22 protein-coding genes are annotated in these 22631 nt (G+C 41.0%); 6 read left to right on the top strand and 16 right to left on the bottom strand.

Annotated features, from left to right (window positions below):
* Positions 1-44 precede the first annotated feature (44 nt).
* Positions 45-1325 (bottom strand): MFS transporter, encoded by a 1281-nt coding sequence (locus EHR06_RS02065; RefSeq protein ID WP_135755495.1) that lies wholly within the window; start codon positions 1323-1325, stop codon positions 45-47.
* A 179-nt stretch (positions 1326-1504) separates the two neighbouring features.
* On the opposite strand from EHR06_RS02065, the gene EHR06_RS02060 reads away from it, so the two are divergent.
* Together EHR06_RS02060 and EHR06_RS02055 are read left to right on the top strand one after the other, a co-directional pair.
* Positions 1505-3421: a gamma-glutamyltransferase family protein gene (locus tag EHR06_RS02060; protein WP_135755494.1), complete on the top strand. Its 1917-nt coding sequence runs from the start codon at positions 1505-1507 to the stop codon at positions 3419-3421.
* An 11-nt stretch (positions 3422-3432) separates the two neighbouring features.
* On the top strand, positions 3433-4452 hold the full coding sequence (locus EHR06_RS02055) for an aldo/keto reductase (protein WP_135755493.1): 1020 nt from the start codon (positions 3433-3435) through the stop codon (positions 4450-4452).
* Here the strand turns inward: EHR06_RS02055 and EHR06_RS02050 are convergent, their stop codons facing one another.
* The 5 genes from EHR06_RS02050 to EHR06_RS02030 all read right to left on the bottom strand — a co-directional run bounded on the left by EHR06_RS02050 (position 4453) and on the right by EHR06_RS02030 (position 9864).
* Entirely contained in the window at positions 4453-5151 is a 699-nt protein-coding gene (locus EHR06_RS02050) for a DUF4136 domain-containing protein (protein WP_135756076.1), read from the bottom strand.
* A 100-nt stretch (positions 5152-5251) separates the two neighbouring features.
* A complete protein-coding gene (locus EHR06_RS02045; RefSeq protein WP_135755492.1) occupies positions 5252-5941 on the bottom strand; it encodes a potassium channel family protein in 690 nt (229 codons plus the stop codon).
* 12 nt (positions 5942-5953) lie between these two features.
* Complete coding sequence (locus EHR06_RS02040; RefSeq protein WP_135755491.1) at positions 5954-7756, bottom strand: TrkH family potassium uptake protein; 1803 nt, start codon at positions 7754-7756, stop codon at positions 5954-5956.
* Between the two features lie 6 nt (positions 7757-7762).
* Positions 7763-8536 (bottom strand): hypothetical protein, encoded by a 774-nt coding sequence (locus EHR06_RS02035; protein ID WP_135755490.1) that lies wholly within the window; start codon positions 8534-8536, stop codon positions 7763-7765.
* On the bottom strand, positions 8533-9864 hold the full coding sequence (locus EHR06_RS02030; protein ID WP_135755489.1) for an amidohydrolase family protein: 1332 nt from the start codon (positions 9862-9864) through the stop codon (positions 8533-8535). The genes EHR06_RS02035 and EHR06_RS02030 overlap by 4 nt, the downstream gene beginning before the upstream one ends.
* 109 nt (positions 9865-9973) lie before the next feature.
* Between EHR06_RS02030 and EHR06_RS02025 the strand changes: the two genes are divergently transcribed.
* The 3 genes from EHR06_RS02025 to EHR06_RS02015 all read left to right on the top strand — a co-directional run bounded on the left by EHR06_RS02025 (position 9974) and on the right by EHR06_RS02015 (position 13148).
* Complete coding sequence (locus EHR06_RS02025) at positions 9974-11338, top strand: MATE family efflux transporter (protein ID WP_208757732.1); 1365 nt, start codon at positions 9974-9976, stop codon at positions 11336-11338.
* Positions 11339-11437: 99 nt separating this feature from the next.
* On the top strand, positions 11438-12460 hold the full coding sequence (gene gmd, locus EHR06_RS02020; protein WP_135755487.1) for a GDP-mannose 4,6-dehydratase: 1023 nt from the start codon (positions 11438-11440) through the stop codon (positions 12458-12460).
* 34 nt (positions 12461-12494) lie between these two features.
* On the top strand, positions 12495-13148 hold the full coding sequence (locus EHR06_RS02015; RefSeq protein ID WP_135755486.1) for an SH3 domain-containing protein: 654 nt from the start codon (positions 12495-12497) through the stop codon (positions 13146-13148).
* Between the two features lie 74 nt (positions 13149-13222).
* On the opposite strand, the gene EHR06_RS02010 is transcribed toward EHR06_RS02015, so the two are convergent.
* The 4 genes from EHR06_RS02010 to EHR06_RS01995 all read right to left on the bottom strand — a co-directional run bounded on the left by EHR06_RS02010 (position 13223) and on the right by EHR06_RS01995 (position 16099).
* Positions 13223-13858, bottom strand: coding sequence for a DNA-3-methyladenine glycosylase family protein (locus EHR06_RS02010; RefSeq protein ID WP_135755485.1), 636 nt, complete (start codon positions 13856-13858; stop codon positions 13223-13225).
* Positions 13851-15068: a Crp/Fnr family transcriptional regulator gene (locus EHR06_RS02005; RefSeq protein ID WP_100705154.1), complete on the bottom strand. Its 1218-nt coding sequence runs from the start codon at positions 15066-15068 to the stop codon at positions 13851-13853. The genes EHR06_RS02010 and EHR06_RS02005 overlap by 8 nt, the downstream gene beginning before the upstream one ends.
* Positions 15069-15164: 96 nt before the next feature.
* Entirely contained in the window at positions 15165-15692 is a 528-nt protein-coding gene (locus EHR06_RS02000) for a tetratricopeptide repeat protein (RefSeq protein WP_244288467.1), read from the bottom strand.
* A gap of 122 nt (positions 15693-15814) precedes the next feature.
* Positions 15815-16099, bottom strand: a complete 285-nt coding sequence (locus EHR06_RS01995; RefSeq protein WP_010513869.1) for an LIC10235 family protein — start codon at positions 16097-16099, stop codon at positions 15815-15817.
* A gap of 470 nt (positions 16100-16569) precedes the next feature.
* On the opposite strand from EHR06_RS01995, the gene EHR06_RS01990 reads away from it, so the two are divergent.
* Complete coding sequence (locus EHR06_RS01990; RefSeq protein ID WP_135755483.1) at positions 16570-17169, top strand: hypothetical protein; 600 nt, start codon at positions 16570-16572, stop codon at positions 17167-17169.
* On the opposite strand, the gene EHR06_RS01985 is transcribed toward EHR06_RS01990, so the two are convergent.
* The 6 genes from EHR06_RS01985 to EHR06_RS01960 form a co-directional block, all read right to left on the bottom strand.
* Positions 17162-17929, bottom strand: a complete 768-nt coding sequence (locus EHR06_RS01985; RefSeq protein ID WP_135755482.1) for a glycerophosphodiester phosphodiesterase — start codon at positions 17927-17929, stop codon at positions 17162-17164. The two genes, EHR06_RS01990 and EHR06_RS01985, sit on opposite strands and share 8 nt — an antisense overlap.
* Positions 17929-18747: a hypothetical protein gene (locus EHR06_RS01980; RefSeq protein WP_135755481.1), complete on the bottom strand. Its 819-nt coding sequence runs from the start codon at positions 18745-18747 to the stop codon at positions 17929-17931. The genes EHR06_RS01985 and EHR06_RS01980 overlap by 1 nt, the downstream gene beginning before the upstream one ends.
* Before the next feature lie 102 nt (positions 18748-18849).
* Positions 18850-19221 carry a phasin-related domain-containing protein gene (locus EHR06_RS01975; RefSeq protein ID WP_086447879.1) on the bottom strand — a complete coding sequence of 124 codons (372 nt, stop codon included), beginning with the start codon at positions 19219-19221 and terminating at the stop codon, positions 18850-18852.
* A 120-nt stretch (positions 19222-19341) separates the two neighbouring features.
* A complete protein-coding gene (locus tag EHR06_RS01970) occupies positions 19342-20100 on the bottom strand; it encodes a PPK2 family polyphosphate kinase (RefSeq protein WP_135755480.1) in 759 nt (252 codons plus the stop codon).
* A gap of 6 nt (positions 20101-20106) precedes the next feature.
* On the bottom strand, positions 20107-21126 hold the full coding sequence (locus EHR06_RS01965; RefSeq protein WP_135755479.1) for a DUF2804 domain-containing protein: 1020 nt from the start codon (positions 21124-21126) through the stop codon (positions 20107-20109).
* Positions 21127-21168: 42 nt separating this feature from the next.
* A complete protein-coding gene (locus EHR06_RS01960; protein ID WP_135755478.1) occupies positions 21169-22593 on the bottom strand; it encodes an aminotransferase-like domain-containing protein in 1425 nt (474 codons plus the stop codon).
* Positions 22594-22631: the final 38 nt, after the last annotated feature.

Here is a 22631-nt window from a genome sequence, read left to right as displayed (position 1 = left end):
CCCTAAAACTTCCCGCGCACTTCCGCACTTACATTGTATTATAATTATGATGCAAATTCAGGTGTTTCAGAAAGTTTCCCTTCTTCCTTTTCAGTTGATACTGCAAATATCCCAAGTGCAGTGATCACACATAATGCTCCCGCGAACATGAATGCAAGATCGTATTCTCCCTGCACTGTTCTAATATATCCCGCTCCGAATGCGGCGACTGCAGCTCCTATCTGATGGAAAGCAACCACCCAACCGAACATCAATCCTACTTTTTCTCTTCCGAATATTTTAGCAGTCAATGCAACAGTAGGCGGAACAGTAGCGATCCAATCTAATCCGTAAAATACCGCAAATATAGAAAGTTTATTCGATTCAGGATCGAATGCCTGAGGCAATAATAATAAGGAGATACCTCTTAATCCATAATACATAAATAACAGAATTTTGTTATTCACTCTGTCGGATAACCAACCGGAACCTACTGTTCCGATCAGATCGAAGATTCCCATCAATGCCAAAAGTCCCGCTGCTCTTACTTCCGGAATTCCATGATCGGAACAAGCAGGAACTAAATGTGTTCCGACAAGACCGTTTGTACTCGCCCCACATACAAAAAAACTTCCTGCAAGCAGCCAAAAATTCCTAGATCTCAGTCCGACTCTTAATGCGGAGATCGCTTCTATAAATGGATTTCCGGATACGGGTAGGACACCTTCTTCTTCACTTTTTGCCCCGTAAGGTAAGAGCCCCGATTGTTTAGGAGAATCTTTCATTAAGAAGAATACGGTTGGTAAAAGTATTCCTAGTATAGAAGCAACCGCATAGACTGCGTTTCTCCATCCTTCTTGTTCCGTAAGTGCGGCTAAAAATGGAAGAAAGATGATCTGTCCGGTTGCAGTGCTCGCTGTTAAAATTCCCATGAGAAGTCCTCTATGAGAAACGAACCAACGATTGACCACTGTGGCTCCTAAAACTAAGGCAGCCATTCCCGAACCGAATCCGACCATTACCCCCCAAAGAACAACCAGCTCCCAGTTTGTTCGCATAATCGTTGTTAGAAGGATTCCGGATATGAGCAATGTGAGCGCAAATACCATAATTCGTTTTATACCAAAACGATTCATGAGACCCGCTGCAAATGGCCCGACAAGTCCATACAATAATAAGTTCACCGAAACCGCAAAAGAGACGGCGGATCTATCCCAACCGAATTCTTTTTCGAGAGGAACGATCAGAATTCCCGGCATGGACCTTACTCCGGCGGCAACGATCAAAGTGAAGAATGTAACGATTAAAACGATCCAAGCATAATGAAAAGGAAAACGTCTGCTCAATCTAAGCCTCTTATAACCGTGACCGGGAGATCCTTTCGGATTCCCTATTTATCATTGGACTATACAACTATTTAAAAGTTATAAATTCCGTTTATTCCTTTCGGAACCTTACAAGTGAAAAAGATCTTGCTCGTTCTTTCGTAAGAGAGAAAGATCACTCTCGCTGTGAAGAGGAGATCATGAAAAAAATCCTAACGTATTCTTTATCAGGGATCCTAGTAATCGTTCTAGTTCTCGTAATACTCTATTATGCAACTTCCCGACCGGGAGAGACAATACCTTTCCAAGATCCTTATCATACGGAAAGACCTACCGCCCGAGGTTCCAAATTAATGGTAGCAAGCGGTCATCCTTTGGCGACTAAAGCTGCCTTGGAAATTTTGGAAAAGGGAGGGAATGCCGCAGATGCAGGAGTGGCAGCTCTTTTAGTTCTGAATGTGACCCAAGGAGAAGAAGCTTCTTTTCCCGGAGTGGCCCCGCTATTGTATTACGACCAAGCGGATAAAAAAGTCCATAGTTATATAGGAGTTGGGACTGCACCCGCAAAAGCTACGATAGAATATTTTAGATCTAGAGGACATGATTCCATTCCAATGTTGAAATATTCTTCTCAATTGGTTCCTGCTTCTCCGGATGTGATCGTTGCACTTCTCAAAAAATACGGCACAAAATCTTTTGAAGAAGTAAGTAAGCCCGCAATACAGATCGCAGAAGAAGGCTTCCCTGTTCATAGGATCTTAATGAGAAACCTGAACATAGGTGTTTTTAAAAGATTAGGCCTTAAATTTCTTCTTCCTTATAATGCAAAAATTTATGTGGGGGACAAATGGTGGAAACCCCTTCATCCGGGAGAAAGATTCAAGAGACCTGCATTATCCGCTACACTGAAAGAGCTGGCAGAAGCGGAGAAGGCCGCTTCTTCTTCCGGTAAAAACCGCGCCGATTCCTTGGAAGCAGTAAGAGATTATTTTTATAAGGGACCGATAGCCGATAAGATCGCAAAAGCTCATGAAGAACATGACGGCACAATGGTTAAATCGGACTTGGTCAGATACAGCGCAGATTGGGAAGTTCCATTACAAGGAAATTATGGGCCTTATACGATCTTCTCTAATCGAACTTGGAACCAAGGTGCAGTTGTTCCGATCGTTCTTCAAATTTTAGACGGTATCGATCTAAGATCAATGGGCCATAACTCAAAGGAATATGTTCACACTGTGATCCAGGCGATCGAGTTAGCAATGGCCGATCGTGAAAAATATTTTGGAGATCCCGCTTACGTTTCCGTTCCGGAGAAGGGCCTGCTCAGCAAAGAATATGCTGCAGAAAGAAGAAAACTACTGCAATCTAAAGCGTTCGGAAAAACTCCTCCTTCAGGAAATCCTTTCTTATTTGAATCTCCCGCAAGCGATAAAAAAATCGCATCTCAAAAAGAAGGCTCTCTTGCGATGAACCAAGGATCTTTCTTTGATCTTACTCCCGGTTTTTGGGAAAGAACCGAATCCGGAAAAATAGGGAGAGACACAACTTATCTGAGTATCATCGACTCCAAAGGAAATTCTCTATCCTTAACTCCGAGCGATTTTCCCCAGTCCCCGATCATAGAAGGTGACATCACATTAGGAATTAGAATGACCCAATTCCGCTTAGACCCGAACCATCCGTCAGCTTTGGTTCCCGGAAAAAGGCCGACAATTACGCCTAACGCGTCTATGGTATTTAAGGACGGAAAATTCTGGATGAGCTTCGGGACTCCGGGTGGGGACATGCAAACCCAGGCAGTGGTCCAAGTATTCTTAAATTTAGTGGTTTTCGGGATGGATCCTCAAGAAGCAGTCAACGCGCCTAGGTTCAGGTCCTTGAACTGGCCGGATGCATTCTCTCCTCATAAATATTATCCGGGAAGAATAGAATTAGAAGAAGAGATCTATAAAAAAGAAGGAAATGCGCTCGAAGCTCTCGGTTACGAAGTCAAAGAAAGAGAAAAATGGGAATACGACTTCGGGGCTCCTTGTATTTCTTTAAAAGATCCTAAAACAGGGATTTTATACGGCGGAGCCGATCCTAGAAAAGAATCCTGGGCGGAAGGAAAATAAAAGAGGTAAAAATGAAAAAAAGAAGGCTTGGAAAAACTGGAATGGTGGTTTCCGAAATTTGTATGGGGACCATGACTTTCGGTTCCAGTTGCGACGAGAAGGAAGCACATCGAATTTTAAACAAGGCCTTCGATTCAGGAATAGATTTTTATGATACAGCAGAGATCTATCCTGTTCCTCCGGAAGCGGAGTATGTTCATGCTACTGAAAAAATTTTCGGCAATTGGTTAAAGACAAAAAAGAGAGAATCCATCCTGATCGCTACAAAAGTCTGCGGCCCAGGACACGGATGGTTCTCTCCTCCGGTGAGAGAAGGTAAGACTGCATTAGATCGCAGAAATATCAAGGTCGCGATCGAAGGAAGTTTGAAAAGACTAGGAACGGATTATATAGACTTATATCAAACTCATTGGCCTGATCATGATTTCGGATTCGAAGAAACATTAGAAGCTTTGACCGAATTGATAGACGAAGGAAAAGTCAGGTATATAGGAAGTAGCAACGAAACTGCTTGGGGAACCATGAAAAGTCTGGAAGTTTCCCGCACGAATAAACTCGCAAGATATGAATCCATCCAAAACAATTTCAGCATTCTGAATAGAAGATTCGAAGACTCTCTTTCCGATATTTGTAGAAGAGAGCAGATCAGCCTTCTCCCCTATTCTCCTTTAGCAGGAGGAGTATTGACCGGAAAGTATAACGGACCTACTCCTCCTGAAAACGCGAGATTCACACGTTATGCAAAACTTCCTACGGAAAGACAAAGAAGAATGGCAAACCGTTTTCTAAATGAAGGCACTCTCGCTTCCACAAAAGAACTGATCGAAATTGCTAAAGAAGCAGGGATCAGTGTGACTACTCTTTCAGTGGCTTGGTCCAAACAACACGATTATGTGGCTTCCACAATTATAGGAGCGAATACTGTAGAACAATTGGAAGAAAGTTTAAAGGCATCAGATCTAATCTTGTCTGATGATATTTTGAAAAAGATAGACGAAGTTTCTAAAAAGATCCCGTATCCTATGGGATGATCAATGTCCTCTCCAAACTTCTTCTTCGGAGATGATCTCGTTTTTTTCTCCTGCGAAATTAGGAAATGTTTTAAAAAAGCCGGTGATTAGATAAGGGATCACATCGAACATCGGCCCTGATCTGCCTTCCCCTTCCACATTTGCTTTTAAAAGTACGCTGGAAGGAAGTCCCCTATAACGTTTTCCGTCATAGATCACCAGCTTGAAGATCACATCGTAAAAGTTTTCGTAATATGGGCTAGCGCCTGAAATCCTGGAATTCCCGAAATTTCCCATAAATGCAAAAGGAGAATATCCTCCCACACTTCCCAAAATAGGCACCGCCGCTAATCTACTGGAAGTCCCGCCGTAAGAATGATATCTCATCCCACGTGCACTGGTCCATCCCCCGAAAGCTCCTAGGTCGGTTTTATGATCGATCACACTTCCTCTTGGGAATATTAATATATCATAATGTATTAATTGATCCGCTCTAGAGATATCCACCTCTTTGTAACCCTTCTCCGCGAATTTTTCTCGGATCAGATCTTCGTTTTCACGGATGATAATGGGAGGCGCTTGCCCGAAAAATGGAAGGAATGCGTAAGTCTTTTCGTAGTAGCGGATATGATCCGATCTTTCTACCTCTACCTGGGACTTTACTTGGAGAGGAGAACAAAAATTGCATCCTAATAATAGCAAAAGGATCGGAATTCTCATCATCATATTCTTTCGACCGGATCGAACGTAATTTTACTCCCAAATCGGATCCTTTTCATCCAAATTTACGTGATTTTGTATAAAAGTTTTAGAAACTTACTTAACGTTTTCCGATCATTTGTTCTAGATCTTCCGCCTTTCCGAATAGAACTAAAATATCTCCTTCAGACAGTATTAGATTCGGAGAAGGAATTCCTAAAACTTCTTCGTCTTTTTTGTCCGATTTTCTTCTGGTCTTTTTGGGTCTTTTGACTGTGATCAGATTTAGGTTCCAATCTTCTCTAAGTTTTGCACCTTGTACAGTTTTACCTTGCATATGTTTCGGGACCATAGCTTCTAAAATTCTATAATCCTGCCCGAGTAATGTAACACCTTTTACGCTGCTATTTGCAAGTTGTTCCGCCATAGAATGAGCGGCTTGTTCTTCCGGATTGAATAAGTTCTCGATCCCCAACATCTGCAGAACCCTTTTGTTCAGATCGGATTGATAGCGAGCGAATATATTGATTGCACCGATCTTTTTTAGAGCATCCGCAGTCACGATCAGATTCTCGAAATTATCTCCGATCGCTAAAACCACTGCATCCATTTCATCCAAACCGTGTTCTTTCAATTCCGATTCGTCCGTGGAATCTATCGCGACACAATAGGTAGAAAATTCTCTGATACGATCTATTTTGTTTTTGTCCTGATCGATTGCCGTGACTTCCTGCCCGTCTTCATAAAGTCTTTTTACGAGTTCTATTCCGAAATCTCCCAGGCCAATGACTGCAATCCTTTTCTTTCTCATCCGAACCTTCCTTTAACCGACCACGACATATTCTTCAGGATACCAATATCTTCTGGGCTTGGGTTTTGGAACAAAAGCCAATAATACCGTTAGAACGCCGACCCTTCCCACAAACATTACAAAACATAAAAGTAGTTTTCCGGAGGTCTCAAATTTAGAAGTGATCCCTCGAGTTAAACCTGTCGTTCCATACGCGGAAACTACTTCATAACAAATATCCAGAAAAGGAAAAGGTTTCTCGAAACAGATGAGAAATAAGATCCCCAGAAATATTATAAACATGGAAAGTACGATCGCTACTGAAGCCCTGGATAGGGAATTTTCCGCGATCGTTCTTCCGAATACGTCCACTCTTTCTTTTCCTGTGAAAAATTGATAAAACTGTAAAACTGAAAGCGCCAATGTAGACGTTTTGATCCCTCCTCCGGTGGAGTTTGGAGAAGCGCCTACCCACATCAAAAATAAACTCACGAACACCATCGGGATCCCCATAGAAGAAATATCCAAGGTATTAAATCCGGCGGTCCTTGTGGTGACCGAGTAGAATAAAGAATGAAATGCCTGATCATACCAGTTCAAGTCCTTCAAACTAAAATTCCTTTCTAAAACCCAGTAGGATATCCAACCGAAGAGTAATAAGAATAATGTAGTGATCAGGATCAGTTTTGAGCCCAGGGAAAAACGATACCTAAAAGATTCTCCATCAAATCTAATCTTCTTTAAAAGTTGATTTACAGTGGGAAAACCTAAACCGCCGAATACTATCAATATCATCATTATGGAAAGAAACGAATAAGACTCTTTGAAATAGGGCTCCGCTAATCCTTTGGGAAAAAGTGCAAAGCCTGCATTACAAAATCCTGTTATGGAATGAAATACGGATTGGAAAATAAGTTCTCTATGAGTAAGCCCCAATTCTTTCGGAAATGTTAAGTATAGAAAGATAGAACCGATCCCTTCTATCGCAAATGTTTGGTAGGCAACCTGTTTTAAGATGGAACCTGCTCTTCCTATGGACTCTTGACTGAATAAGTCTTTCACGATCAGCTTTTCCGTAACGGAAACCTGTCCTTCTAAAACTAATGCAAAGAATACCGTCAATGTCATCAGTCCTAAACCGCCAAGTTGTACAAGTACCATCAAGATCACTTGTCCTGTCCCGGTCAGATCCTGAGAAACATCTATCGTGCTCAAGCCGGTGACACATACCGCGCTTACCGCAGTAAAAAAAAGATCCACTAATTGGATCGGTCTTGCTTCCGCTCTAGGCAAACATAGGGCAGCAGTTCCTAAAAAAATGAGGATCGCAAAACTTCCGGTCATCACCAATGAAGGAGAAATTTTTCCGAGTGAAAGCCTGGCCCTTCTTAAAAAATGCGCAAACCCTCCGAATGCCAGGGTCAATTGGCTTAAGGATAAAAACAAAAGTACAACTTCTTCCGTTTTTTGCTGGGAAAGAACAGATTCTATTTTTTCCTCAAAGAAGAATTGTAAGAGTACGATTAAGACTACCAAGGCTTCTATTTTATGAAATTTTAAATACGCCTTATACGGTGTTAAAGTGAATATAAAACTTAAAAGTTCATAAATTACCAAATACCAAACTATGGTCATGGTAACTAAACGAAGTGGATGGATCCATTCAGGCGGATAATAAAATCCGTAAAGAAAGATCAGTATAAAAAGGGAAATAATCCCTAATACGCCAAATATAAATCTTAAAGTCGGTTTGATATTTTCTTCGAAGAAGAGTGAGATCCTTCCCCATTCGGAAACTAGCTTTATCCGCACCTGAGGATCTAAAAATGGGCTCATGTTCTATTAGAAACGAGAATTGTAAAATTCGAATTCCATTCTATATTCGAAATTTCTGGAATACAATCCATATCCCGGGATCGCTCTGGGATGTATCGTTTCGGAAAGTTTATCCGGCACAGTAGGATTCGGACTAGGGCTTTGCGGTTGGTTCTCCAACTTCATTCGATCATAATCCCTTAAATCCAACCAAGCATTTGCAAGAGCCAGGGTAGAAGCTACACCGAACACGATCCATCCTCCCTCGAATGTTTTTTGATAACCCGGTTCTGCAGCTGATAAAGCTCCATAGGCTACACCCGCCGCAATCGGTAATGTCATAAAAAATATGATCGAAAAACGACGAAGCCTAGATTCGGTATAAGGTTGAGGATCGTGACCGAACTCTTCTAATTTTCTTTTGCGATCTCTTGCTTGGTCTTGTTGTCTCTGTAAAGCTTCTGTATTTACTTCTCCAGTGATCGGATTAAAAAGCCCGTCATCTGCTCTTCCTTGCACCGGATTGGTAGTTCTTCTGGTTCCTTGGCTTCCTGAAGAAGTAGGTAGACCTGTTTGGAAAGGAACCTGCACATTCTTTGGACTTACTAATGTCGGTTTGTCCATTTTAGGAGGAAGAGAATATTCCCTGAATCCATCGGGAGATTTTTCATCCTTATAATTTCTTAAATTATAATCGTACGGATCCGAAAAATCACTTTGGTTCTGAGAAAATACGGGAAAAGAAAATGTAAGAAGTATAAAAAGAGCAAGGAACTTGTTTAATCTATAAAAAGATCTCATTTTTCGAGGACTGCTCCTTGTTCTGATACTATCCTTCCGGAAAGAATTTCGGATGTATATAGAAAAGAGTTCTTTCTGATCTTTTCCAAAAGTTCGGTATCCAATCCTAAACTTTCGGCCTTATCATATTCTTCTTTAATACTAGTTCCGAAAATTCCAGGATCATCAGTCGAGATCGTAAATTTCAGATCGTTACGAGCGAATCTCACTAAAGGATGATGAGCTTTATCCCGGACCATTCCAATATACTCATTGGAACTAGGGCAGGACTCTATGACCGCATTCGTATTTTTGATCCGATCCATACAATACTCTTGAAATGCCTTTGTTTCAGAGACCAGGTTTTCAGTAACGGAAATTTCCAGCTTCTCCTTATGTCGGATCGAATCCAATTCGGATTCCAATCTTTTTTTGGGAGGTAATTCTCCGTATTTGGAAATTTCTTCCCAATGATCCAATTGGAACCTGAGAGTGTCTTCTCTTTCGGAAACAGACTCTAAAACTTTTTTTCCAAGATAAGCATTCGGGTCCAAACCTACTGCAATCGCATGTCCGAGTCTATGTGCTCCCCATTCCGCCGCTTCCAATACCCAGCGAGATGCGGAAAGAAGGGTTTTATCCAGAAAAGATTCTCCCACATGATAGAGAACCGTAAGTGCCGTAGAAGTTTCCGCAATATTATCTTTTTGGACTTCTTTTAGGAATTCCCGTTTACCTTTGGGAGGAAAACCTTCTTCAATATAACAAAAATCTAAACCGACTAGATACTTTTTGATGAGAGGATCTTTTTCCATCATCTCTTTTAACATTTCGTATTCTTTAAAAACTTCTCCGTCCCTATGTAAGGAAACTACTAAACGGGATTTTGCCTTTCCGGAAAGTTCCGATTCCGCTTCTTCAAAACCCTCGCAAGCAGCTAAAGTTTTGGAATAAATTCCCTCATAAGTATCCAGAGGAGAATACATGATACGATATTCTCCGAAGACAACACCTTCTTCGTATTGGTCTTTGGTAATATGTTTAGATACAAATTTGATCTCTTGAGGATCGAATTTAGAAAGTGCAATGATCAGATTGAACTTTGCCTGGAATTCGGGAAAAGGTCCCTGATGATTGAATAAATAGATCTTCTTAAAATCTTCCAAAGACTTATGATCTTCGAAGAATGTTTGGGTATTGATGGGCTTTCCGTAAAGTTCTTGGAAAGGTTTTGTAAAAATTTCCCAACGAGGAGAAGGATTACCTATTCCAATCTGCCTGAGAAGTTCAGGTTTCAGACTACCATATAGATGATTATGAAGATCGGCAAATCCTAGATTCGAATCCATGTATTCTTCTACGCTTTTAAGTCATCTTAACTCTATCGTTACCGGGATAAATCGTTTTTCGTGGAAAAAATGTTGTTTGCATAACCCTCCTCTCAAAGCTGGAAACTACTTGGCTTCTTTACATAAAAAAATACTCAAACTATATCGCCCCAGCCGATTGAACGTTAAAATCCTTTCCTTAGCATTGCCGGTTGTCTTCGGAATGCTCAGCCAATCTTTGGTTTGGATTACGGATACCGTTATGGTAGGTTATCTAGGCCAAAATGCGATCGCTGCCATAGGTATAGGCGGAACTTGTTATTACACTCTTGTTGCATTCCTGATCGGATTTTCGATGGGAGTACAGATCATAGTAGCAAGAAGATTTGGAGAAGGTAAAAGATCCGAGATCGGAAAAGTTGGAGTTTCTACACTTTATCTTTCCGTACTTTTAGGATGTTTCTTATCTATATCAGGACCTTGGGTCTCGGAATGGATCATGTTTTGGATCGGCCCTGAAAAAACGGTCAATGCACTCGGAACGGATTATTTATATTTTAGATTTATAGGCAGCGGTTTTTATTTTCTGGGATTCTGTTTCAGAGGATTTATGGATGGTCTTGGATTAACCAAGGCAGGTTTTGTTTCCATGGCGGTAACTACGATCGCAAACATAATCTTTAACTGGATATTGATCTACGGAAACCTAGGATTTTCTCCCATGGGGATAGGAGGAGCCGGACTTGCTTCTTCCATAGCCGGATTAGCGGGGTTATTGGTATTTCCTATATTCTTTTTTTATTATAAACTAGGGAAATATTTCGAAGGAGTAAACCTTCTCCCGAGCAAACAACATTTAATTGAAATTTTCAAAGTAGGGATCCCTCCGGGCTTTGAAGAAGGATTAGTCAATGTTGCATTCGTGATCTTTTCCAAGATACAGGGATTGGTCTCTATACTCGCAGTTGCTGCATCCAATGTTCTATTTTCTACCTTGAGCTTTGCATTCTTGCCCGGATACGCATTTGGAGTGGCGGCCACAACGATCCTAGGCCAAGCAATGGGAGCTAAAAAATACAAACTGGCTTATCATTCTGCATTTCGTTCCGCATTCATTTCGGCACATGTGATGGGCTTTATAGGTTTATGTTTTATTTTTTTAGGAAAAATCATCGTGTATGCTATGACTAGAGACCAAGCATTAGTCGAGGAATGTTATCCTGTACTCTTATTATTGGGAGTCATCCAGATCGGGGACGCATATCATATGGTGATCGGCGCTGCTTTGAGAGGAGCTGGTTTGCAGAACTATGTCTTTAGGATCTATATTCTTCTTACCTATTTGGTAATGCTTCCGCTGGCTTATCTTTTCGGGATCGTATGGAAAGGTGGAACTCTTGGGATCTGGGCTGCGATATTCGTATGGATCTCATCACTTTCCTTGATTTTCATTTATGAATTTAGAAAGAAAAATTGGGTAAAAGGTACAGTCTAAACCTCTTCTTAAAAGCACTGCAAATATCGGGATTTCAGACTAGTTTGGCAATCTAATCCTTCTTGCCCCAATAACAAAGCCGGGGTTTTTGGTTCCAGAATGAAAAAGGCACTAATTACAGGGATCACTGGACAAGACGGATCCTATCTTACTGAACTTCTTTTGGAGAAAAAATACGAAGTACACGGGATCGTTCGCAGAACCAGTTCTTTAAACCGGGATCGGATCGAACATCTAAGAGGAAACCCTCACCTTTTTCTACATTATGGGGACTTAACCGATTCTAGTAACCTGAACAGGGTTTTGGAAAAAGTCCAACCGGATGAAATTTATAATCTAGCGGCTCAATCTCACGTAGGAGTTTCTTTCGAAGTTCCCGAATACACTGCAGAAGTGGACGCGGTCGGAACTTTAAGGATCTTAGATGCGATCAAACAAACAGGAGTAAAGTCCAGATTCTACCAAGCTTCTACTTCCGAATTGTATGGAAAAGTACAGGCAGTTCCTCAAGACGAAAAAACTCCATTCTATCCAAGATCGCCTTATGCAGTCGCAAAATTATACGCATACTGGGCGGTAGTAAACTATAGAGAAGCATTCGGATTACATGCTTCTAACGGAATTTTATTCAATCACGAATCTCCAAGAAGGGGAGAAGGTTTCGTAACCAGAAAGATAACTCTTGGGGTCGCGGGCCTTGTTTCCGGAAAAGGGGGACCGATCCACTTAGGGAACCTAGATGCAAAAAGAGACTGGGGATACGCACCCGATTACGTAAACATGATGTGGATGATGCTGCAACAGTCCGAACCGGATGATTACGTAGTGGCAACCAACGAGACACATACTGTCAGAGAATTTATAGAAGAATCCTTTAGACATCTGGACATACAAGTAGAATGGAAAGGTAAAGGAGACCAAGAGAAAGGTTATAATAAGAAGGACGGAAAACTTTTGATCGAAGTAGATCCTTCTTTTTATAGACCCACCGAAGTGGACCTTCTGATCGGAGATCCAGCAAAAGCAAAATCAAAACTAGGTTGGGAACCTAAGGTCAAGTTCAAAGAACTAGTAGAGATCATGATCAAAGCGGATTGTAAAGCAGCCGGGATCAATATCTAAGTTTTCAAATCCTATAGAAGAAAAAGAGTACACGATGAAACGTATGCCGATCTTAGTTCTACTCTTTTTTATGATATCCGGATCACTGGCTGCGAATGATCCGAAAATCGTTTACGTCACGGCAAAATCAGGATTAACTCTCCGCGAAAAACCCGGAATTAAATCGAAAGCGATCACACTTATCCCGACATTATCGCCGGTGACTCGAATCAAACAAACAGTCATCGCGAACGATCAGGAAAGAATCGAACGAAGAACTGGAAACTGGGTATTAGTTTCTTATCAGGAATTTAAAGGATACGTTTTTGACGGCTATTTATCCTCCATCCAACCCGACGAAAACAATTGGTTCATCGGAGAATACACTTCGGATCTAGCTCTCTCCGGAAATTTTTATCCTTCCTATCTTTATTTAGATCGGGATTCCAAATTCGAAATGGAAGTTAATCTATGCCACGGATTCGGAACAATTACCGGGACTTGGAAGACCGAAACGAACAAACAAGATACCTTAGTGATAGCGAACGTCACCGGCAGCGATTTCGGATTAAAAGAAGTCGGAAAAATAAAAATCGTATTCATCAAATCCGCGGAAGGTCTCTCATTCGATTCGATCGTTTCGAATAAAGAGGATCCGATGCATATCGGTTGTGAATTCGGAAAAACTTTGTTCCTTATTAAAAAATAAACCTTTCTTATCTGAACTCGCCGGGCCCCAAACAAAATTACCAGGGCTCGGTATTTTAAAATTTCAAATAAGTCTTATAAATTCTCAACCCCTACTGCCGCTCTCCATAAGTACCAAGAAAAAATAGTACGATAAGGAGAATATTCGGAGGTGAATTCTAAAATTTCTTTTTTAGAATTCATTGGGATGCCGTAATTATTCTCAATAGATTTTCTTAAGATCAGATCATTATAAGAAAAATGATCCCAGCGATCCAAAGAGAACATCAAAACCATTTCAGCGGTCCAAGGTCCCACACCTTTAATACTGCAGAGAAGCTCCAAAACTTCCTGGTCATCTAGCTTAGAAAGTTTTCTGTCGGAAATACTTCCGTCTAAGTATGCCTTGGAGATCAATTTAACAGTATCTATCTTCGCAAATGAAAGACCTGCCTTTCTCAATTGAGGCTTGGTAAGTTTCACAAGAATATCCGGCTTAGGGAATTGTTTTCCATTTCCGTAATATTCTTTGACTCGATTCTCCATTGTCCTTGCAGCTTTTACGGACAACTGTTGGCTGATCACAGAACGGATCAAAACATAATAAGGATTACCCATCATCTTATGAGTGCAGGGCCCTATGGTTTGTATGATCTTTTGAGTGACAGGATCTTTTTTCTTGAGCCAAAGGACCGCTTTACGTAAGCGGTCCTCTCGATCTGAATTAGGCACGTTTTTTGATCTTAGCGTCTATCTGGGATTTTTTGCGGAATGCTTGTACTAATTTTTCTAATTCCACAAGATCCGTGCAGGAAATTTTTCCCTGATCCAATTTGATAAATTTGTTTTTGGAGATCAGATCCAGAACAAGGTTCTCATCCTTAGGATAAGTCAATCCAACCATCTTGATCAAGTCTTTAGTGCCGATCTCGAAATTGTAGGTGGACTTAGGAATAACCTTAACTCTGTTTTTCTCCACAAGGGTGAGTAATGTATCAGCTACCCTTCCTTGAGGATCCGAAATAAGCAAGTTAGCAAGCTGTTTATAAGCGGTCCAAATCCTTTCCGAAAGAAGAGTGATCAACCTAGTCGCCAATTGAGGCTGGGCCTTAACCATACCTTCGAAGTTTGCCTTGTTAATCGCGAGTAGTTGAACTTCTCCCCAAGCAATTGCGGAAGCGGATCTAGGTTTATTATCTAATAATGCCATTTCTCCGAAGATGTCCCCGCTTTGTAAAACCGCGAGAAGCACTTCGTTAGAGTCCACGATCTTAGTGATCTTAACTCTCCCATGTTGGATGATATATAATTCTCTGCCAGGCTCGTGCTCGCAAAAGATCATCTCGTTATCACCGTAAGAACGGTTGAATTTTGTATAATCTATCGGAGGAGGAGCAACCGGTTGGTTAACAGTCTGTAATTTTAGTTTTGCCTGAGTGGCAAATTGGCCGTTAGGAAGATACTGTAGATATTTTTGGAAAGCGTACGCGGCGTGAAGAGTATTCTTTTGATTGAAGTAATATTCTCCGATCGCAAACAACTGATTCGGATCTTCTTCTACTGCAGTACGGAAGGACAGACGAGTGATCGTTGAGTCGAACTGTCTGAGTTTCATGGAGAAGTAGCGAATGATCTTCATTGCTACCGGAGTATTTTTTTGGATCAGAGTTCCGAACTGATCATAACTTACCTGAATTAAGGAAACATCAGTAAGAGCGATCGCGGATTCGATCTGAGCGTGCTGGCTCATTGCAGCAACCACTCCGAAAAAATCTCCAGGTCCCAAAAGTTGATTCGGGTCCTCACCTACTACTTGGTTTTCGCGGGTGACCCTGACCTTGCCTTGTCGGATGATAAAGAAATTATGGGCTTCTTTCTTGCCTTCGACGATGACATAGGACCCTTTCGGGTAATTCACGATTTGAAAGAAGCCGTTGGACATACTTACCAGAGATTAAAAATTTCTTCCGTGGGAATTCAACTACAAACTAGTATCGGCTCGCGATGAGGGAATTCGGACTGAAATCCGAGTATTTCCTTATTTTTCGCGGCAAGATTCCCCTTCCGGAGAAGATTCTTCCCCATCCGAAAGTAGATCGATACCGGAGAATTCCAGGGCGGCCTTTTCTGCCATTGCTCTGGAGTAAGATTGTCTGCAAATAGAGGAGAAAATCTGCTTCGCCTGGTCGATTTCTCCCATCTTGGCCAGTAGGCGCCCGGCTTCCAAGTAGGATTCTAACCCCAATTCTCCTGTGGGTTCCATTTTATAAAGGTCCAGACTCACTTCTAAAGCTTTCTCGGGACGATCCAACTTCAGAAAACAATCTTTGAGAAGGCCGAGTACCCTATTTTTTTTGGAATTTCCAGGATAGAGAACCAAGAAGTTACGAAGACTTTCCGCTGCCTTGTAAAAGCGGCGGTCCTTATATGCTTCTTCGGCGATCCTAAACAAAATGTCAGGATCGGAAGGTCCTTGTTTGGAAGGATTTTCCCCTTGGCCGAATGCGGAGAAGGAGAATGAAAAAATAAGAAGGATTAAGACTAGGATTCGGGAGAGGCAGAACACTTTTGAAGAAGCATTCGAGAAAAAGAGAAAATGTATGCCCTTAAAATAAAATCCGGAAAACAAGAGTACCTACCAGAGCTAAGCTCTATATAGATTATCAGTCGTTTCCCGGATTTTATGAATTACTTTTTTTTATCTATTTTCTTCCGGTGGAATTCACAGAGGCGATACAACCTGCCAGTAGACGGATTTTTTTTACCTACTTTAGTGCCGCAGACGATACAAAGACCTTCTTTCCTTCTCCTTTGGTAAAGGAGCTGAACCCTCTCCGCCCCAGACAGGTTGTATTTACTAACCTGAATGCGAAATCCTTTGTAGAGGTAATTACCGATCGCTTCAACAGCTTGAGTTTTTACCCCGGCGATGATCTTTTCCAAATCATCGTTAGTGACTTTCTTTGGTTTCATAAATGTTAACTGACGTAACAACAGTTATATTCTTACAAAGTTAGTAAAGTGTTTTTAATTTTCCGTATAACACAGCGTAAAATTTTTTGACAAAACTTGTATTAGGTTGCTGTTTTTTTAATAAATTTCTTCGTCTTAGGGACGACCTGTTTCGGCTAACGATTAACAATTAAAATAATCGATTATTTCGCCCGAGGCAACGTTAAGTCGTTTTACACCGATTCTCAATAAATATGGAAATTTATTTCCAAAGCTCTGACATATAACGGATGTTCCATTAGACGATTATAGTAAAACAAAAAGACTTAAGCTAACGATGAAAAGCCGAGCCTTAAGGGATAAAGAAGGGGTATCGTATCTATATAAAAAATCGTTTCCTGAAGGCTCGAACGCCAAAATTGCATTTTTTAACGATAGATTTTTTTCGGAAAATAAGTCATATTATGTGGCAGATCGGTTTTGGAATTATTATGAAAACAAATGTTCATATATTGATGATCCTTCTGGCCTTCTTCCAACTAACTTCTTGTTCCAAATCGCCTCAAGAAAAAGTAAAAACGATACTTGCAGACGCACAATTAAACGAAGAAGAAAAGATCAAAATGGCTGCATTCGCATTATTCGGCGAGAGGCTGAAAGAAATCGATCTAGTCAAAGTACAAGACGAAAAGGGATCTAAATTCGAAGTCTATTTAGGATTCGGCGGAACTTCCGCGCTTACATTCTTAGGTTCTGAAAAATATTCGGATCATATGAAATTGGAATTAGCTCTTGGAGCTTATAAATTCCTGCAATCTTTGCAGGGCTTTCGTTTCGGAAAATATAGAATGAGCCTGATCAAACCGTTCTTCATCAAAAATGGAGAAGCGAGAGGGGCGGAAGAATTCGAGATCTATAGATTCAGAGCGGAAGGAGAAGATCTAAAAAATGTGGAAGGTTTCAAAGAGACTGACGCATTCTCTTCGGATAATTACGATGTTCCTTCCGAAAAGGTAGTAACGGTTCTAAAAAATATGATAGATCATTGGCAGGTAGAACTGGACCAATTTGCAAGAGTAGAGATCAAGTAAGCAAGGATCTCATTCTTTTAGGATAATTCGTGAAGATCCCGTCCACTCCCAAATCAATTCCGAACTTCAACTCTTCTTCCGTATTCAAAGTATAAACTAAAACCTTAAAACCTTCTTTCTGGATCTTGGAAACAGTTTCCTTATCCAAACCCTTTGCAGAAAGATTTAAACTGAATGCGTTCAATCTGAAACCTAGCTCCAAGGCTTCCGTCCAGGAAGAAGTTTCTTCTCCGATCAAGATGCCAAGTTTTGCCTCTACCGATAATTCTCTGAGTCTCACCAAAGAGTCCCAGCAGAAAGAAGAGAATAATGTTTTATGAAAGAGAGAATTCCGTTTTGTATAGTCTATGAGTTCTTGTTCTATAGGAGTTTCGATCGGTATCTCTTCGTAGGCTCCGGACTTGATCTCCACATTCAGGCCGATATTCTTGGACCTAAGATAGTCCCAGACCTCCCAAAGATCCGGCACCTTCTCCCCTTTAAACCTTTGGTCTTTCCAGGAGCCTGCGTCCGCCTTACGGATCATATTAAATGGAAGAAGTTTCACTTCTCCTTTTTGATCCGTGGTCCTGTCCAAAGTATCATCGTGAATGACTACAATTTTTCCGTCAGCGGAATAGGTGATGTCCAGCTCAATCCAATCCGCCTTAAGTTCCCAGGCATTTCGAAAAGAACTCATCGTATTTTCCGGATATTCTCCGCTGTCTCCTCTATGAGCGATTACCCAAGGTTTAGGAAGAAGGAATGGATCCGAATTCATTAGAAGGCCCAGCCTACAAAAAGATTCAGGCCGAAGCTAGAGCCCGGCAATCTTTCTGAATTCTGGTACGCATATTTTCTATATAATAGATCTCCAATATTCGCAGTCCTGTCCGAATAATAAAGATCTGAAACTGAGAATGAATTATGATAAGGGGTATACCAATTCCATACACCTTCCCAGCCGAAAAACAGACCGGATATAGTTTGGAATCTGAATCCTACACCAAAGCCTGCATAATTCCTTGGACCGGAACTATAAGAATCTTTTTCAAAACGATATGTATTACCCGCGGACTCCCAATAAAGAGCGGTTTGGTTCTTTTGGTAATGTTCCCTTCCCAACCAAAGAGAAACAAAAAAAGGAGAATCTGCAATGAACCTTTGGACGAATAACGCTCCTCCCCAATACTTCTCGTGGTGGTTTCTCAACCTTCCATAAAAATCATGAGGTGGAAGAAAATAAGAATAAGCAGTATCATTATCAAAACGGTTCACATAAGTGTTAGTATAACCGTTGATCCCGATCGCCCATTGTGAATCCAACATCCTCGCGATCTGAAAAGAATAAAATTTTTCCGACCTGGCAAATGCGAACCCGCTGATCTGGTTCTTGAATTTTTCCCTGAGTTCCGTCTGGCTCGGTCCGCTCGAAGTTTTTTCCGGAGGAAGTCCGTTCATGGGACTTGGTTTTTGTTCTATAGTTTTATCCGGAGAAGGTTCCGTAGTTTGGGACCAAACCTGAGAAGATAGAAAGAATAGAAGTAGAACAGTTAATATCTGAAAAAAAGGTGAGGCCGGATTTATGCGGGAGAACATCCCTAGCAAAGACACCTGAAAAAAGAAAATGTCAAGCAGTGGAAAATGAGGAAGGGGAAGAAATTAGCAGGCGAGGTTTCCCTTCGCCCGCTCGATCGGAAATTAAGCTTTTCCTTTTGCAGTAGCTTTGATTGTTTCAGCTACTTCAGTCAATTTAGCTTTAACAGCTTCTAATTGGCCTTCTGGAACGCGTTTTTTGATCTCTTCGGAGATTTGGTTGTACTTCTCAACGATCTTACCACGAGTTTCTTCGTAGTTTTTGCCGGCAACAGTGGAAACTTCTTTGATCTCGTTCAAAAGTTTATCCACAGACTCGCGGATTTTTACAGAACCTTCAGAATTGTCCGCAGCACCTTTAGCTACTAATTCTCCGTAGGTTTTTTCTAAATCCACTTTCGCTTTGTCTAATCCTTCTTGTCCAGATTTCAAAAGTCCGATTCCAGCATTAAGAATGTCCAACAGTTGTTTTTCCATTTTTCTCTCCTTTTCCGCCACACTTTTGGTGCAGCGCACAATCCATTCATATTGCACCGCACCATAGAGGTCAACCTCTAAATTACAAAAATTTAGAAAAAATTGAAAAAGAAAATAGGGTCAGATCCGGTCCGGTTGGACTTCCAACTTAGGATATTTGAGGTCCATATCTTCCAATTCCTTACGAACTGCCTTAGAGATCAGATAATCCCTATACCATTTTTTGTCGGAAGGAACGATCACCCAGGGAAAACGATCTTTGGAATGGGAGAATATCCACTCATAAGCGTCTTGGTACTTTTTGAAATTTTTATGGGCCTCTAGATCGCTTGGATCAAACTTCCAATTTTTTTCAGGATTGGATAATCTATCTTCTATCCTTTTGATCTGCTCTTCTTGGGAAATATGCAGGAAGAATTTTAGGATATGAGTATGGTTTTCCTCGGATATAAATTCTTCGAATGAATCGATAAACTCTAATCTATCTCTCAGCCTATCCTTAGATAAACTTTCATAAACATACGGAACTAAAATATCCTCGTAATGAGAACGATTGAAGATCTGGATCCAGCCTTTTGGAGGAAGTTCTTTATGGATCCTCCAAAGAAAGTCACGACTCAATTCTTCTTGTGTAGGGGCCTTCCAAGCCTTGCATGTACAGCCCAAAGGATTTAATGCGGAGAAAAGTTTTTTGACTGTTCCGTCTTTTCCGGATGCATCCACTCCTTGTAAAATGATAAGCAAAGATTTTTTTTTGCCTGCAAAAAGACGGATCTGCAGCTCTTCTATCCTTTCCAATTCCTTGAGACGAAGCTCTTCTGCTTTTTCTTTGGAAAGGTCTTCGTCAGGTTCTGTGGAAAATTCGGAAAGTTGGATCATTCTAACCTACCAGCGGGCGATATGATCTTCTGCCCAGCCCTGTCCGCCTTCAATCCTAAATTCACTTTTGCCGATGCGGAAAACACCATCAAAACTTCCGATCATCTGATCCACTTTAGAAGAGATTAAACCCATATTGGAATATGCTTTTCTGTGAAAATCAGGAGTGAATACAAGCTCTACCGCTTTACTTTCCTTGGAATAGATCATCCAAGGTTTTTTAGGATCTTTTTTATCGAATTCAAAAGCGATCACGGAAGGGATTTTATAAATTCTACCATTGATCAGAAGAGCATTTTCAGTGGTCCCTGTTCCGTCCGTCCAGCCGCCACCTAGGTTCATTCCATAAATTTCATTTCCACCAGGACGATAAGACATAGATGCCCAATTCCATTTGCTGAAATAAGGCCATACACCTCTTCCATAATCCAGGACTCCGAATGAACTTTTAGGCTCGAACTCGTATGACTTGGAAGAAGTTGTAACTTTTCCTTTTGCCCCTAATCCGAATAATTTATGAGTGAATTGAAAACGATTTCTATTCCAAGGAACTACAACATTCAGACTTTCCCATTGATTAGGAATATCTAATGTAATATCCGCTTGTATGGATTTGTTTGTTCCTTTTAGGAAATCTACTTTGATCTTGTAATTTCCTTCCTCGTCGACTTGGAAATCTAAAAATCCTTCTTTACCCTCGTAACGAGCAGTACTGGAAACAGTTTGTCCAAGCAAGGTGCCTTTTCCAAAAGGGGTGATCACAGTCGCTTCCTGGAATTCTCCGGTCCTTCTATCCAACCAATAACAGAATATTACACCTGCGTAATCAATATCCGAAACAGTGAAGGAAGCCAAAAAGTTTTGATCGTAAAAACACCAGTAATTCCATTTTTTCTTACGAAGCCAGTGGCCTTTTACATTACATCTATGTAAGGGAGTTTTGGACCAACCGATCGCATTCCGATTCACTTTACCGGAAGGATCGCATAAAATGGTAGGTTGTTGGATTTCTGTTTCTAAATTCATACTCTCAATGGACAATAACTCGAGCCTGTACGGCCCCACAATCTAAATTTCTTTTGCGATTTTTCCGAGAGTCTGGATGGCAGAGATGACCTTCGGCCCCATTAGAACTCCCGCATTAATCCTAAAATTGTTCACATACTTACCTGAAAGAGAAAAAAGATTTCCAGGTACTAAACTGATCTTCTTCTTAGCGGCTTGGAATCTAAGTATTCTAGAATCTTTTCCCTTAGGAAGTTCTATCCAAAGAAGAAAACCTCCTTTCGGAATGGCGACCTTGGTCCCCTTCGGAAAATATTCCAAAAAAGAATCCGCATAAGAAAGTACGAGACCTCCCAACCTTCGTCTAAATTCTCTCAAATGTCTTTCATGAGCTAGAGATCCTATAAAATAAGAAGCGGCAAGTTGAGGGATCGCAGGTAAAGAAATTGCTTCCACTAAACGAAGACGCCTAGCATTCTCCACTCTAATTTGATCGCTGATCATCCAACCGATCCTAAGACCCGGATTTACGGATTTAGAAAGAGAAGAAACCTGAGTCACGATCCCTTCCGTATCCAAGGACAATAAAGAAGAAGGACGAATGTCTCCGTTATGTTGCAGATCTCCATAGATATCGTCCTCCAAAATTTTCACACCATACTTAGAAGAAATTTTCAGAAGTTCCTTTTTGGATCCTAAAGGCATAAGACTTCCGCTAGGATTCGAAAAAGTAGGAATGGTGATCAGGAACTTAGGAGATTCTTTCTTTATTACGGAAACGTAAGATTGAAGATCCAAACCCGTTAAAGGATCCGTAGGTATCTCGATCGCTTTTAGTTTTAACTCGGAAAGAATTTGATACAAAACAAAATGAAGAGGACTCTCCACCGCGACCTTGTCGCCGGGTTTTGTGGAAAGACTTAATGCCAGAAATGCCGCCTCGGAACAACCCAAGGTGATAAACACTTCCTCCGGACGGACCCTTCTCTCCTTACCGGAAGAACGGATCGCAATCTTTTTCCTGAGTTCTAAAATACCCGCGGCATCCGAATATTTATAAACCTGAGAGTCCTTTAAGGATTTCTTATATGATTTCTGCAAAGAAGAGTACGGCAAAAACTGAGGATCAGGTACCGCTGCACCGAAAGGAATAAAACCGGGATCCGCAAGTTCCGACATCAAAGAACTCACCTCTTCCGGAACGGATGGATTCGAGACTCTTACCGGTTTTTCCAATTTATATTTAGGATACAATTCGGGCCTAGGAAGAACAAAATAACCTGACCTTTCTCTTCCGCTGATAAAACCTCTTTCTTGTAGAATACCAAAAGCCTCCACGGCAGTTGAGAGATTACACTCTTCGAATAAACAGATCTTACGAAGAGAAGGCAGTTTAGAACCCGGAGGAAATTCTCCTGATTCTATCCTTCCTATCAAAGAATTTGCGATCTTAGAATATTTAGTGATAAGTCGATCTGTATCGGTCATAAAAATGATTTCTGTATCTGTATGGTAATCCTAATTTA

The organism is Leptospira dzoumogneensis (assembly GCF_004770895.1).
Lineage (GTDB): Bacteria > Spirochaetota > Leptospiria > Leptospirales > Leptospiraceae > Leptospira_B > Leptospira_B dzoumogneensis.
This window is presented reverse-complemented; position numbering and strand designations above follow the sequence as displayed.

Excerpts from the sequence above, each read along its gene's own strand:
- EHR06_RS02060 (WP_135755494.1), top strand. The coding sequence starts at position 1,505 with ATGAAAAAAATCCTAACGTATTCTTTATCAGGGATCCTAGTAATCGTT.
- EHR06_RS02055 (WP_135755493.1), top strand. The coding sequence starts at position 3,433 with ATGAAAAAAAGAAGGCTTGGAAAAACTGGAATGGTGGTTTCCGAAATT.
- EHR06_RS02050 (WP_135756076.1), bottom strand. The coding sequence starts at position 5,151 with ATGAGAATTCCGATCCTTTTGCTATTATTAGGATGCAATTTTTGTTCT.
- EHR06_RS02045 (WP_135755492.1), bottom strand. The coding sequence starts at position 5,941 with ATGAGAAAGAAAAGGATTGCAGTCATTGGCCTGGGAGATTTCGGAATA.
- EHR06_RS02040 (WP_135755491.1), bottom strand. The coding sequence starts at position 7,756 with ATGAGCCCATTTTTAGATCCTCAGGTGCGGATAAAGCTAGTTTCCGAA.
- EHR06_RS02035 (WP_135755490.1), bottom strand. The coding sequence starts at position 8,536 with ATGAGATCTTTTTATAGATTAAACAAGTTCCTTGCTCTTTTTATACTT.
- EHR06_RS02030 (WP_135755489.1), bottom strand. The coding sequence starts at position 9,864 with ATGGATTCGAATCTAGGATTTGCCGATCTTCATAATCATCTATATGGT.
- gmd (WP_135755487.1), top strand. The coding sequence starts at position 11,438 with ATGAAAAAGGCACTAATTACAGGGATCACTGGACAAGACGGATCCTAT.
- EHR06_RS02015 (WP_135755486.1), top strand. The coding sequence starts at position 12,495 with ATGAAACGTATGCCGATCTTAGTTCTACTCTTTTTTATGATATCCGGA.
- EHR06_RS02005 (WP_100705154.1), bottom strand. The coding sequence starts at position 15,068 with ATGTCCAACGGCTTCTTTCAAATCGTGAATTACCCGAAAGGGTCCTAT.
- EHR06_RS01995 (WP_010513869.1), bottom strand. The coding sequence starts at position 16,099 with ATGAAACCAAAGAAAGTCACTAACGATGATTTGGAAAAGATCATCGCC.
- EHR06_RS01990 (WP_135755483.1), top strand. The coding sequence starts at position 16,570 with ATGAAAACAAATGTTCATATATTGATGATCCTTCTGGCCTTCTTCCAA.
- EHR06_RS01985 (WP_135755482.1), bottom strand. The coding sequence starts at position 17,929 with ATGAATTCGGATCCATTCCTTCTTCCTAAACCTTGGGTAATCGCTCAT.
- EHR06_RS01980 (WP_135755481.1), bottom strand. The coding sequence starts at position 18,747 with ATGTTCTCCCGCATAAATCCGGCCTCACCTTTTTTTCAGATATTAACT.
- EHR06_RS01975 (WP_086447879.1), bottom strand. The coding sequence starts at position 19,221 with ATGGAAAAACAACTGTTGGACATTCTTAATGCTGGAATCGGACTTTTG.
- EHR06_RS01970 (WP_135755480.1), bottom strand. The coding sequence starts at position 20,100 with ATGATCCAACTTTCCGAATTTTCCACAGAACCTGACGAAGACCTTTCC.
- EHR06_RS01965 (WP_135755479.1), bottom strand. The coding sequence starts at position 21,126 with ATGAATTTAGAAACAGAAATCCAACAACCTACCATTTTATGCGATCCT.
- EHR06_RS01960 (WP_135755478.1), bottom strand. The coding sequence starts at position 22,593 with ATGACCGATACAGATCGACTTATCACTAAATATTCTAAGATCGCAAAT.